Annotated in this window: 12 protein-coding genes; 9 read left to right on the top strand and 3 right to left on the bottom strand. The window is 60.7% G+C overall.

The genetic code is table 11. The annotated features are described in order from the left end of the window. The first annotated feature begins 3 nt into the window (after window positions 1-3). The 9 genes from mrdA (at window position 4) to ACI77D_RS26285 (ending at window position 9557) form a co-directional block, all read left to right on the top strand. Window positions 4-1902 (top strand): penicillin-binding protein 2, encoded by a 1899-nt coding sequence (mrdA, locus tag ACI77D_RS26325; RefSeq protein ID WP_064454283.1) that lies wholly within the window; start codon window positions 4-6, stop codon window positions 1900-1902. 31 nt (window positions 1903-1933) lie between these two features. After that, complete coding sequence (gene rodA, locus ACI77D_RS26320) at window positions 1934-3037, top strand: rod shape-determining protein RodA (protein WP_057703348.1); 1104 nt, start codon at window positions 1934-1936, stop codon at window positions 3035-3037. Between the two features lie 17 nt (window positions 3038-3054). Beyond that, a complete protein-coding gene (gene mltB / locus ACI77D_RS26315; protein ID WP_064454282.1) occupies window positions 3055-4065 on the top strand; it encodes a lytic murein transglycosylase B in 1011 nt (336 codons plus the stop codon). Further along, window positions 4065-5069, top strand: a complete 1005-nt coding sequence (locus tag ACI77D_RS26310; protein WP_262666334.1) for a septal ring lytic transglycosylase RlpA family protein — start codon at window positions 4065-4067, stop codon at window positions 5067-5069. Before mltB ends, ACI77D_RS26310 begins: the two co-directional genes overlap by 1 nt. A gap of 178 nt (window positions 5070-5247) precedes the next feature. Then, window positions 5248-6405 (top strand): D-alanyl-D-alanine carboxypeptidase family protein, encoded by a 1158-nt coding sequence (locus ACI77D_RS26305; protein WP_064454280.1) that lies wholly within the window; start codon window positions 5248-5250, stop codon window positions 6403-6405. A gap of 85 nt (window positions 6406-6490) precedes the next feature. After that, window positions 6491-6766: a DUF493 domain-containing protein gene (locus tag ACI77D_RS26300; RefSeq protein ID WP_407017780.1), complete on the top strand. Its 276-nt coding sequence runs from the start codon at window positions 6491-6493 to the stop codon at window positions 6764-6766. Beyond that, window positions 6766-7413: a lipoyl(octanoyl) transferase LipB gene (gene lipB / locus ACI77D_RS26295; RefSeq protein ID WP_064454278.1), complete on the top strand. Its 648-nt coding sequence runs from the start codon at window positions 6766-6768 to the stop codon at window positions 7411-7413. Before ACI77D_RS26300 ends, lipB begins: the two co-directional genes overlap by 1 nt. A 26-nt stretch (window positions 7414-7439) precedes the next feature. Continuing rightward, a complete protein-coding gene (gene lipA / locus ACI77D_RS26290; protein ID WP_167353740.1) occupies window positions 7440-8441 on the top strand; it encodes a lipoyl synthase in 1002 nt (333 codons plus the stop codon). Window positions 8442-8624: 183 nt separating this feature from the next. Further along, entirely contained in the window at window positions 8625-9557 is a 933-nt protein-coding gene (locus ACI77D_RS26285) for an LD-carboxypeptidase (protein ID WP_407017779.1), read from the top strand. A 502-nt stretch (window positions 9558-10059) separates the two neighbouring features. On the opposite strand, the gene ACI77D_RS26280 is transcribed toward ACI77D_RS26285, so the two are convergent. From ACI77D_RS26280 to holA, 3 genes are all read right to left on the bottom strand, one after another. Then, the gene (locus ACI77D_RS26280; protein ID WP_064454275.1) at window positions 10060-11385 is read right to left on the bottom strand and encodes a lytic murein transglycosylase; all 1326 of its coding nucleotides are present in this window, start codon (window positions 11383-11385) and stop codon (window positions 10060-10062) included. 61 nt (window positions 11386-11446) lie between these two features. Further along, window positions 11447-11611 carry an alternative ribosome rescue factor ArfA gene (gene arfA, locus ACI77D_RS26275; RefSeq protein WP_003176285.1) on the bottom strand — a complete coding sequence of 55 codons (165 nt, stop codon included), beginning with the start codon at window positions 11609-11611 and terminating at the stop codon, window positions 11447-11449. A gap of 240 nt (window positions 11612-11851) precedes the next feature. Continuing rightward, complete coding sequence (holA, locus tag ACI77D_RS26270; protein ID WP_064454274.1) at window positions 11852-12889, bottom strand: DNA polymerase III subunit delta; 1038 nt, start codon at window positions 12887-12889, stop codon at window positions 11852-11854. Window positions 12890-12896 lie beyond the last annotated feature (7 nt).

The raw sequence follows: 12896 nt of genomic DNA, 5'->3' as shown, positions 1-12896 counted from the left end.
CCGATGACCCAGCCGATCCGCATCAAGGACCACGAGAAAGACGCACGTCTGGTGCGCTCGCGGGTCGTTTTCGGCGCGTTTTTGGTGGTGGGTCTGATTGCGGTGCTGATTGCGCGCCTGTATTTCCTGCAGGTGATCCAGTACGACTATCACTCCACGCTGTCGGAGAACAATCGGGTGCATGTGCAGCCGATTCCGCCGACCCGTGGGCTGATTTTCGATCGTAATGGCGTGGTGGTCGCGGATAACCGACCCAGCTTCAGCCTGAGCATGACCCGTGAGCGTTCCGGCGACTGGCAGCAGATCCTCGATGTCATCGTCGAAGTGCTGCAACTGACGCCGGAAGACCGGGTGATCTTCGAAAAACGCATGAAGCAGGGGCGCCGGCCCTTCGAGCCGGTGCCGATCCTGTTTGAACTGACTGAAGAGCAGATCGCGCGGATCGCGGTGAACCAGTTCCGCCTGCCCGGTGTGGAAGTGGTGGCGCAGTTGGTGCGGCACTACCCGCAAGGGGCGCATTTTGCGCATTCGGTGGGCTACATGGGCCGAATCAACGAGAAAGAGCTGAAAAGCCTCGATCCGGTGAATTACAGCGGCACCCACCACATTGGCAAAACCGGCATCGAGCGTTTCTACGAGCCCGAACTGCACGGCCAGGTGGGTTACGAAGAAGTCGAGACCAACGCCCGGGGCCGCGTGCTGCGGGTGCTCAAGCGCACCGACCCGGTGCCGGGCAAGGACATTGTGCTGAGCCTGGACATCAAGCTGCAGGAAGCGGCCGAGATGGCGCTCGGCGGTCGGCGGGGCGCCGTGGTGGCACTGGACCCCAAGACCGGCGAAGTGCTGGCGATGGTCAGCCAACCGAGTTTCGACCCTAACCTGTTTGTGACCGGGATCAGCTTCAAGGCCTACGCCGAGCTGCGTGATTCGGTTGACCGGCCGCTGTTCAACCGCGTGCTGCGCGGGCTGTATCCGCCAGGCTCGACCATCAAGCCGGCGGTGGCGATTGCCGGCCTGGATTCGGGCGTCGTGACCGCATCGAGCCGTGTGTTCGACCCGGGCTACTACATGCTGCCCAACTACGATCACAAATACCGTAACTGGAACCGCACCGGTGACGGCTATGTCGACCTGGATACCGCGATCATGCGCTCCAACGACACCTATTTTTATGACCTGGCCCACAAGCTGGGGATCGACCGGCTATCTGCCTATATGGGCAAGTTCGGCCTTGGTCAGAAAGTCTCCCTGGACATGTTCGAAGAGTCCCCCGGCTTGATGCCGTCGCGGGAGTGGAAGCGCGCGACCCGGCGCCAGGCGTGGTTCCCGGGTGAAACCCTGATTCTCGGGATCGGCCAGGGCTACATGCAGGCGACGCCGCTGCAACTGGCCCAGGCCACGGCGCTGGTGGCCAACAAAGGCATCTGGAACCGCCCGCACCTGGCCAAGACCATTGAGGGCGAGAAGCCTTTGGATGAGAACCCGATTCCCGACATTGTGCTGCGCGACCCGTCCGACTGGACCAAGGTCAACCACGGCATGCAGCAGGTGATGCACGGCGCCCGTGGTACCGCGCGCAAGGCCGCGGTCGGCGCGCAGTATCGCATTGCTGGCAAGAGCGGTACCGCCCAGGTGGTCGCGATCAAGCAGGGCGAGAAATATGACCGTTCCAAGGTTCAAGAGCGCCACCGTGACCACGCCTTGTTTGTCGGCTTCGCTCCGGCCGACGACCCGAAAATCGTGGTGGCGGTGATGGTTGAAAACGGCGAGTCCGGCTCCGGCGTCGCAGCGCCCGTGGTGCGCCAAGTGATGGACGCCTGGCTGTTGGCCGACGACGGCAAGCTCAAGCCCGAATATGGCGGCCCCCCTTCAAGCACCGAGGTTACGGCCCGTGAAGAGTAATTTTGACCGCATCCTCTCCAGCGAAGATGTGATGCGTCGGCGTGCGACGTTGCTGCAGCGCATGCACATTGATGGCCCGTTGCTGATCCTGCTGCTGACCCTTGCAGCCGGCAGCCTGTTCGTTCTTTATTCGGCCAGCGGCAAGAACTGGGACCTGTTGATCAAGCAGGCCTCGTCGTTCGGCCTGGGTCTGTTGTCGATGGTGGTGATTGCCCAGTTGGAGCCACGTTTCATGGCGCGCTGGGTGCCACTCGGTTATGTCGCCGGCGTATTGCTGTTGGTGGTGGTGGACGTGATGGGCCACAACGCCATGGGGGCGACGCGCTGGATCAACATTCCGGGGGTGATTCGCTTCCAGCCGTCGGAATTCATGAAGATCCTGATGCCAGCGACGATCGCCTGGTACCTGTCCAAGCGCACCTTGCCGCCACAGCTCAAGCACGTGGGGATCAGCCTGATATTGATCGGCGTGCCATTCATTCTGATCGTGCGCCAGCCGGACCTCGGCACCTCGCTGCTGATCCTCGCGGGCGGTGCGTTCGTGCTGTTTATGGGCGGCTTGCGCTGGCGCTGGATCCTCAGCGTGCTGGCTGCGGCGATCCCGGTGGCCGTGGCCATGTGGTTCTTCTTTATGCACGACTACCAGAAGCAGCGGATCTTGACGTTCCTCGACCCGGAGAGCGACCCGTTGGGCACCGGCTGGAACATCATCCAGTCCAAAGCCGCCATCGGCTCTGGCGGTGTATTTGGTAAGGGCTGGTTACTGGGCACTCAGTCGCACCTCGACTTTTTGCCCGAGAGCCACACGGACTTCATCATTGCGGTAATGGGCGAAGAGTTCGGCCTGGTGGGCATTTGCGCGCTGTTGCTGATTTATTTGCTGTTGATTGGTCGCGGGTTGGTGATTACCGCGCAAGCGCAGACGCTGTTCGGCAAATTGCTTGCCGGCAGCCTGACCATGACTTTTTTTGTTTACGTTTTCGTCAACATCGGTATGGTCAGTGGCCTGTTGCCGGTGGTTGGGGTGCCGTTGCCGTTCATTAGCTACGGCGGAACTTCGCTGGTGACATTGCTGTCTGCGTTTGGGGTTTTGATGTCGATTCATACGCATCGCAAGTGGATCGCGCAGGTTTGAATAAGGTGAAGATGTCAATGCAAGTAATGCGCGGCTGGGCGACTCGGCACGCGTCCTGGATGGGCCTGATTGGGCTGCTGGGCGCGACGCAAGAGGTGCAGGCCGGTGACTACGATGGCTCACCCCAGGTCGCCGAATTCGTCGGTGAAATGACCCGCGACTACGGTTTCGCCGGTGAGCAGTTGATGGGCATATTCCGTGAAGCCCAGCGCAAGCAGGCGATCCTCGACGCGATCTCGCGTCCCGCCGAGCGCGTAAAACAGTGGAAAGACTATCGCCCGATGTTCCTCACCGACGCCCGCGTGGCCCGCGGTGTGGATTTCTGGCGCCAGCACGAAGCCGTGTTGGCCCGTGCCGAGCAGGAGTACGGTGTGCCGGCTCAGGTGATCGTCGCGATCATCGGCATTGAAACCTTTTACGGGCGCAATACCGGCAGCTACCGGGTGATCGACGCCTTGTCGACCCTGGGCTTCGATTACCCGCCGCGCGCCGAGTTCTTCCGCAAGGAGCTGCGCGAATTCCTGTTGCTGGCCCGCGAAGAGCAGGTCGACCCGCTGACCCTCAAAGGCTCCTACGCCGGTGCGATGGGCTTGCCGCAGTTCATGCCGAGCAGCTTTCGCGCTTATGCAGTGGATTTCGACGGCGACGGCCACATCAATATCTGGAGCAACCCCGACGACGCCATTGGCAGCGTGGCCAGCTACTTCAAGCGCCACGGCTGGGTGGCTGGCGAGCCCGTGGTGATCCGTGCCGATGTCACCGGTGATCGCGCCGATGAGGGCCTGACCCAGGGAATCGAGCCGGTCAAGACCGTTGGGGAGTTGCGAGCGCTGGGCTGGTCGAGTCAGAATGCGCCACGCGACGATATGCCGGTGACGGCGTTCCGCCTTGAAGGCGAAAACGGCCCGGAATACTGGATGGGCCTGAAGAATTTTTACGCAATCACGCGTTATAACCGCAGTGTGATGTACGCCATGGCCGTGCATCAGCTGTCAGACATGCTGGTCCAAGCACGGGGCAACAAGTAATGCGGGTACCGCCGTTCAATAAACCGCTCAAGCTGGTGGCGTTTGCCGCGTTGTCCTTGCTGGTCGTCAGTTGCTCATCCACCACCACCAGCCGCGCGCCAGCGCAAAAGGGCGGCGCTATCGTCCGTGCCAAGCCTGGGCTGGACATCAACCGCGCGCACAAAGATGGCGCGCCGTGGTGGGATGTCGACGTTTCGAAAATCCCGGATGCCACGCCAACCCTGCACACCGGCCCGTACAAGGCCAACCCCTATACCGTGCTGGGCAAGAACTACTTTCCGCTGCAGGATTCCAAGACCTATGTCCAGTCGGGCACGGCGTCCTGGTACGGCACCAAGTTCCATGGCCAGAACACCGCCAACGGCGAAGTCTATGACCTGTACGGCATGAGCGCGGCCCACAAGACGTTGCCGCTGCCCAGCTACGTACGCGTCACCAACCTGGACAACAACCGCTCGGTGATCCTGCGGGTCAACGACCGTGGTCCGTTCTATTCGGATCGGATCATCGACTTGTCCTACGCCGCGGCCAAGAAACTCGGTTATGCCGAAATCGGCACCGCGCGGGTGAAAGTAGAAGGCATCGACCCGGCGCAGTATTGGGCTCAGCGTGGCAAACCGGCACCGTTGATGCTCAACGAGCCGCAAACCCCGCAACCGCAAGTGACTGCATCCGCCGGCAAGATCGAACAGTGGACGCCACCTCCGGCGCAGCACGCGCCGGACACCGTTGTCGTGCCTCGCGCGGCTCCGGGGGCTTCTACCGTGGGCGGTCAGTACCTGCAAGTGGGTGCTTTCGCCAACCCGGATGCGGCAGAACTGTTAAGGTCCAAGCTCAGCGGCATGGTCAACGCGCCGGTTTTCATCAGCTCCATCGTGCGTAACCAGCAGACCTTGCACCGTGTGCGCATGGGGCCGATCGGGTCGCCAAGCGAAGTGGCGCAGGTTCAGAATAGCGTGCGCCTGGCCAATCTGGGGCAACCCAGCGTGGTCACCGCCGAATAACAAAGATTGATGGCTCAGGCGCGTACGCGGGCCTGGGCCCTGGTTGTTGGCTCGTTGAACAATAAAAACCCAGGGGCAAGGGGTGAGCGGGCAACCGAACACGTGACAGTCTGGCAGCGGGCTGTCTGAATAGTTTTGCCCGCGAGGGCAAGTTTCCATAAGCAATTTCGAGAGACGGATGAACATCACCACCTTAGCCAAACGCACGTGCCTGCTTCTTTCGCTGATCATCACTCCGGCCGCCTGGGCGGTTGAAATGGTGCCGGCTTCCCCGCAACTGGCCGCCAAGGCCTGGGTTCTCATGGATGCCGCCAGCGGCAACGTGCTGGTCGAGAACAACGGTGACCAGCGCCTGCCACCGGCCAGCCTGACCAAGCTGATGACGGCTTACATCGCGACCCTGGAAATCCGTCGCGGGCAGATCGGCGAAAACGACCCGGTCACCGTCAGCGAAAATGCCTGGCGCACCGGCGGTTCGCGGATGTTCATCAAGGTGGGTTCGCAAGTCACCGTGAGCGACCTGCTGCACGGCATCATCATCCAGTCCGGTAACGACGCCAGCGTGGCCCTGTCCGAGCACATCGCCGGCAGCGAAGATGCGTTCGCCGACATGATGAACAAAACCGCTGGCGACCTGGGCATGACCAACAGCCACTTCATGAACCCGACGGGTCTGCCGAACCCGGAGCACTATTCGTCGGCTCACGACATGGCGCTGCTGGCTCGCGCGATTATTCGTGTCGACCCGGTGCACTACGCGATCTACTCCCAGAAGGAATTCTTCTGGAACAACATCAAGCAGCCTAACCGCAACCTGCTGCTGTGGCGCGACAAGACCGTCGACGGCCTGAAAACCGGCCACACCGACGAAGCCGGCTACTGCATGGTGTCGTCCGCCGTACGTGATGGCCAGCGCCTGATCGCCGTCGTATTCGGTACCAACAGCGAGCAGGCCCGTGCGGCCGAAACGCAAAAACTGCTGACCTACGGCTTCCGCTTCTTCGAAACCCAGACCTTCTACCAGAAGGGCACTGAACTGGCGCAGGCGCCGGTATGGAAAGGCGCAACCCATCAAGTCAAAGCCGGCCTGGCTGAAGACCTGACCCTGACCATGCCTAAAGGCCAGCTGAAAAAGCTCGCTGCCAGCATGACCATGAACCCGCAATTGGTAGCGCCAATCGCCAAGGGTGACGTTATCGGTAAAGTCGAAGTGAAACTGGACGACAAGGTGGTGCACAGCGCCGACCTGATCGCGCTGGACGCCGTCGACGAAGGTGGTATCTTCCGCCGCGTGTGGGATAGCATCCGTCTATTCTTCTACAGCTTGTTCAACTGATAAGTGTGCACCTGCAAAGCCCCGTGTTGATCCGACACGGGGCTTTGCCCGTCGCCACGGCTTACGCTTACGAGGCCGTTACGCCATGACCGATAAAGAAGTAAAGGCGCCAAAGATCGAATTCCCAAACGTGGACTATCCCGTCAAGGTGATCAGCGATACCGGTGCGGGCAACAAAGACAAGATTCTCGAGATTGTGCGTAAACACGCGACGATCAACGACAACCGGGTGGACGAGCGTTTGAGCTCCAACGGTAAATACACCACGATCCAGTTGCACATCGTTGCGACCGGTCAAGACCAGCTCTACGACATCAACAGCGAACTGCGGGCCACCGGCTTCGTGCACATGGTGCTGTGATGTCACAGGTCCTGGGCTTTCGCGAGCTCGGCCAGATGGCCTACGAGCCCGTCTGGCACGCCATGCAGCGCTTCACCAATGAGCGCGGCAGTTCGGCACCGGATGAGATCTGGCTGGTGGAGCACCCGCCGGTGTTCACCCAGGGCCAGGCTGGCAAGGCCGAGCACCTGCTGCTGCCGGGGGATATCCCGGTGGTGCAGGTCGACCGAGGCGGTCAAGTGACTTACCATGGGCCGGGTCAGCTTGTAGCGTATCTATTGCTGGACGTGCGCAAGCTTGGGTTTGGCGTACGTGACCTTGTAAGCCGCATGGAGGCTTGCCTGATCGAGCTGTTGGCCAGTTACGGCGTGAGCGCTGCGGCCAAGCCCGATGCACCCGGTGTGTACGTGGACGGCGCGAAAATCGCCTCACTCGGTTTGCGGATTCGCCACGGTTGTTCCTTTCATGGCCTGGCCCTGAATGTGGACATGGACCTGGCGCCGTTTCGGCGGATCAACCCGTGCGGTTACGCCGGGCTGGCGATGACCCAACTGAGCGACCACGCCACACCGATTAAATTTGCCGAGGTAAGTGCCCGGCTGCGTGCGCAGCTCGTCAAACACCTCGACTATGCTGAGCAGACGACCCTCACGGGCGGAATCGACTGATTATGACTACTGATGCAGTGCAAACCATGATCCCGACGCTGGATGTTACCGAACGTCCGGCCCCGGCCCCGCGTGCCAAGGTGGAAGCCGGCGTCAAGCTGCGCGGCGCCGAGAAGGTTGCACGCATCCCGGTCAAGATCATCCCGACCACCGAACTGCCGAAAAAACCGGACTGGATTCGCGTGCGCATCCCGGTCTCGCCGGAAGTCGACCGTATCAAGGCCCTGCTGCGCAAACACAAGCTGCACAGCGTGTGCGAAGAAGCGTCCTGCCCGAACCTGGGTGAGTGCTTCTCCGGCGGCACGGCCACCTTCATGATCATGGGTGACATCTGCACCCGTCGTTGCCCGTTCTGCGACGTTGGCCATGGCCGGCCGAAGCCACTGGACGTCAACGAGCCGGAAAGCCTGGCCATCGCCATTGCCGACCTGAAACTCAAGTACGTGGTAATCACCTCGGTAGACCGCGACGACCTGCGTGACGGCGGTGCCCAGCACTTTGCCGACTGCATCCGCGAAATCCGCAAGCTGTCGCCGAACGTGATGCTCGAAACCCTGGTTCCTGACTATCGCGGTCGCATGGACGTCGCGCTGGAAATCACCGCGGCCGAGCCACCGGATGTGTTCAACCACAACCTGGAAACCGTGCCACGCCTGTACAAGGCGGCGCGCCCGGGTTCGGACTACCAGTGGTCGCTGACCCTGCTGCAGAAATTCAAGCAGATGATGCCGCACATCCCGACCAAATCCGGCCTGATGCTGGGCCTGGGCGAAACCGACGAAGAAGTGATCGAAGTCATGAAGCGCATGCGCGAACACGACATCGACATGCTGACCCTGGGCCAGTACCTGCAACCGTCCCGCAGCCACTTGCCGGTGCAGCGTTTCGTGCACCCGGACATCTTCGCCTGGTTTGCCGAGGAAGGTTACAAGATGGGCTTCAAGAACGTGGCGTCAGGCCCGCTGGTACGTTCCTCGTACCACGCTGATGAGCAGGCCAAGCTGGTCAAGGCAAGCCTGGTTTCCTGATAGGGGTTTGCGTAACGCCGCTTATCCAATGTGGGAGCGGGCTTGTGTGGGAGCTGGCTTGCCTGCGAATGCATCACCTCGATCTATCCGTTTATCGAGGTGATGCATTCGCAGGCAAGCCAGCTCCCACAAGGTCCCGCTCCCACATTTCGTTCTGCGTTGTTATATAGAGGGAGAGCATGGATGAAGACTCAACTCGCGGCGGCTGTGCCTGCTTTACGTGCCGAAGGTGTGATCGGCCTGATCGCCCCTGCCGGTCCTGCCGCACTGGATGTTGAAAAAGCCGGGCAATGGATGCGCGCCCGTGGCCACGAACTGCGGATATTTTCGGGTGTGTATGAGCGCGACGGCTACCTGGCCGGCAGTGATGACGTGCGCCTGCGTGACTTGCATGCTGCTTTCTCCGATCCTGAAATCGATGCCATCTTCTGTCTGCGTGGCGGCTACGGCACACCGCGCTTGCTTGACCGGCTGGATTTCGAGCTGATTCGCGCCAATCCCAAACCGTTCGTGGGTTATAGCGATATCACGGCTCTGCACCTTGCCATCAACCGTTATGCGGGTTTCGTGACCTTTCATGGGCCGATGCTTAACGCCGACCTGCTCGGTGACAAGCAGCAGCCTACCGAGTCGTCCTTGTTCAGCATGCTACGTGGCCAACTCCGCGCCGGTAGCGTGCTCGCGCACCCGGTGGCTTATCCGCTGACGACGATTGAGCCCGGTATCGCGTGTGGGCGTTTGCTCGGGGGGAACCTGTCGATGATCGCGGCGGTGATGGGCACAGCCTACGAAATCGACGCTGAAGGCATCATCCTGTTTATCGAAGACGTCAACGAGCCGATTTATCGGATTGACCGCCTGCTGACCCATTTGCGCCTGGCGGGCAAGCTGGCCCAGGTGGCGGGTGTGTTGGTGGGGGATGTGTCGGGTGTGGATAACGCTGCGCTTTCGCGACTGCTGAAGCAGACCTTCGAGCCGTTGTGCATACCGGTGTTGTCCGGCTGGCGCAGTGGCCACTGCGATCCGAACCTGACGTTGCCAATGGGCGCGTTGGTGCGGTTGGATGCCGGGGAGCAGCGGGTGGTGTTGGAACAGGATGTCGTGTCCAACTGCTGATTTTTGTCGCTGGTCAGGCCGCTATCGCAGGCAAGCCAGCTCCCACATTCAACCGTGTCCATACGTTGGAGTGCAGTCTAATGTGGGAGCAGCGGGTGGGGCTGGAACAGGATGTTGTTCTGAAGTAATTTTCGCCTGTCATGCCGTCTTCGCAGGCAAGCCAGCTCCCACATTCAACCGTGTCCATACGTTGGAGTGCAGTCTAATGTGGAGCAGCGGGTGGGGCTGGAACAGGATGTTGTTCTGAAGTAATTTTCGCCTGTCATGCCGTCTTCGCAGGCAAGCCAGCTCCCACATTCAACCGTGTCCATACGTTGGAGTGCGGTCTAATGTGGGAGCAGCGGGTGGTGTTGGAACAGGATGTTGTTCTGAAGTAATTTTCGCCTGTCATGCCGTCTTCGCGAGCAAGCCCGCTCCCACATTCAACCGTGTCCATACTTTGGAGTGCGGTCTAATGTGGGAGCGGGCTTGCTCGCGAAAGCGGCAGTCGCCGTAAGCCGATTTACCGGCTCTGCAACGACTCCAGCAGCTTCACCGTCGGATACCCATCCGCCGGCCAACCCAACGACTGCTGTGCTGCCCGGATCGCCTTACGCGTATTCGCGCCGATAATGCCGTCCGGGTTACCAGCGTCATACCCATTGGCGCTGAGCGCCGTCTGCAAATCAATGCGCTGGGAACGACTCAGCGGCAGTTCATCTTTTGGCCAATCGCCACGAATCACACCCGCGCCACCAAACCGCTCTGACAACAGGCCCACGGCCAGCGCGTAGGACGACGAGTTGTTGTACTTGAGGATTGCGCGGAAGTTATCCAGCACCAGGAACGCCGGGCCACGGTAGCCTGCCGGCAGCAGCAGGGCGGCGGACAAGGAGTCGACGTTTGGCGGCATGCTCGCACCCGGTGGCAGTTGGATGCCAAGCTTCATCCACTCGCCAACGCTTTTGCGTATACCGCCATCGGCGAGGGCGTAATCGAAGTTCGCCGGCAGTTGTTTCACCTCAAAGCCCCACGGCTGGCCTTTCTGCCAGCCGGAGCTTTGCAGGTAGTGCGCGGTGGAGGCGAGGGCGTCGGCTGGGCTGTTCCAGATATCGCGACGACCGTCGCCATCGAAGTCGACGGCGTGGGTGTTGTAGGTGGTCGGGATGAACTGGGTCTGGCCCATGGCACCGGCCCAGGAGCCTTTCATCTGGTCGGCCTGGATGTCGCCATGCTGGATGATTTGCAGCGCCGCCAGCAGTTGTGCCTGGGCGAACGCCGGGCGACGGCCTTCATAAGCCAGGGTCGCCAGGGAGCGAATCACCGAATTATTGCCCTGGAACTGGCCAAAGTTGCTTTCCATACCCCACACCGACACCAACGCCTGGCGGTCGACGCCATAACGTTGCTCGATACTTTGCAGGATATCGGCGTACTTGATCAGCAAGGCCTGGCCGTTACGCACGCGCACCGGCGACAGGGCACCGTCGAGGTATTCCCATACTGGCCGGGAAAATTCCGGTTGGCTGCGGTCTGCGCGAATCACCGCCATATCGGGTGTGACGTTAGCGAAGGCGTTATCAAAAACGGCAGCGGTGATACCCGCTTTGAGGGCTTCCACTCGAAAGCCAGCCTGCCATTCGGCAAAGGTCTGGGTCGGTTGGATATCAAGGTTGTCCACAGCCAAGGGCGCAACCACAGCAGGCGCAACGGCCGGCACGGTCTGGAGTCTTGGCAGGGGTTGAGCGTCCGCGGCGGTAGGTTTTTCCGCGCAGGCGACAAGCAGAATGAGGCTGGAGGCAGCAATCAATTGGCGAAGGTGCCAACGACGGGAAAGACTAGAGGGCATGCACAGGTCCAGGGATTACAAATCAGGTACAGACCTTATCATGCCGGAGGGGCGCTTGCCTTCAGGCAGCCAGAAAGTAAGAAGCCTCCCAGCTATTAGACTGGAAGGCTTCGCGGCGGTAGCTGCCTTTGCCCTTGCCGGCGCGTTCCTGACGGCTGCGGAACAGTGGCTGGGCGATGATGGATTTGGCCTTGTTGGGGCCATGCTTGGATGGCTTTTTGCTCATGTCGGTGCTCTCTTTATGTGGGCTTGAGATGGGATGAAGCGGTGCAAATCATCTGCCGAAGTGGCGCCGCTGTAAAGCCCGGCGCTGTGTAGGAAATATAGAAGATCTGAACGTGTGCACCGTTAAAAGGTGGGGCTTGCTCGCGAATAGGGTGTGTCAGTCACTATACAGGTTGACTGAACCACCGTATTCGCGAGCAAGCCCGCTCCCACATAGGTTCTGTGCTGTCAGGTGAAACAGCTATTCAGCAGGCAATGTCAGGCGCTGGCCAGACATCAACAGTGACAAACGACTCAGGCTCATCCACGGCGAGCCCGCCGCCTGGCCTTTGATCTGCGCATCGATGCGCTGGGCTTCCAGCAACAGTTGCGCCCAGCGTTGCGCCGAGTACCGTTGCAGGGCTTTGCTCATCAGCGGTTTCCGTTTGTCCCACACAGGAGGTTTGGCCTGGCTGAAGCATTTGTCCAACGGTGTGCCCTGACTGAATTGCAGGGAAATATTAGCCAGTACCCGCAGCTCCCGGGCCAGGGCCCACAGAATCACCGGTGGCTCCACGCCTTCGCCACGCAGCCCTTCAAGCATGCGCAACGCGTGGGCGGGTTCGCCGTTAAGGATCGCATCCACCAGCCCGAACACGTCAAAGCGAGCGCTATCGGCCACTGCGCCTTGGACGGTTTCGACCGTTATCTGCCCTTCGTCAGCCATCAGCTTGAGCTTTTCGATTTCCTGGGCGGCGGCAAGCAAGTTGCCTTCGACCCGGGCGGCAATCAGCTCTACCGCGTCTTGTGTCGCCGACAGCCCCGATTGGGACAGGCGCTGACGAATCCATTGCGGCAACTGGTTGCTGTCCACTGGCCAGATCTGGATAAACTGGGTTTGCGGGCCTTCTACCAGCGCCTTGCCCCACTTGGTTTTCTGCGCGCTGCCATCCAGCTTGGGCAGGCTGATCAGCAACACCGTGTCTTCAGCGGGGCGCGAGCAGTATTCCATCAAGGCCGCCGCACCCTTGTCCCCGGGCTTGCCTGAAGGCAGGCGCAGTTCCAACAGGCGTTTTTCGGCGAACAGCGACATGCTCGCACCCGCTTGCAGCAGCGTCCCCCAGTCGAAACTGGCATCGGCGCTGAACACCTGGCGTTCGTCGAAGCCTTGCTGGCGTGCGGCGGTGCGAATGGCGTCTGCGGCTTCCTGGCACAACAGCGGGTCATCACCGCTGACGATATAGACAGGCGCAAGGCCACCTTGCAGGTGTTTGGCGAGTTGGGCGGGGGCGAGTTTCATAGGCGGG

The sequence above is a fragment of the Pseudomonas sp. O39 genome (assembly GCF_045447295.1).
Lineage (GTDB): Bacteria > Pseudomonadota > Gammaproteobacteria > Pseudomonadales > Pseudomonadaceae > Aquipseudomonas > Aquipseudomonas antarctica_A.
The sequence above is the reverse complement of the archived record's forward strand: the minus strand, read 5'-3'. Positions and strand labels throughout refer to the sequence as shown.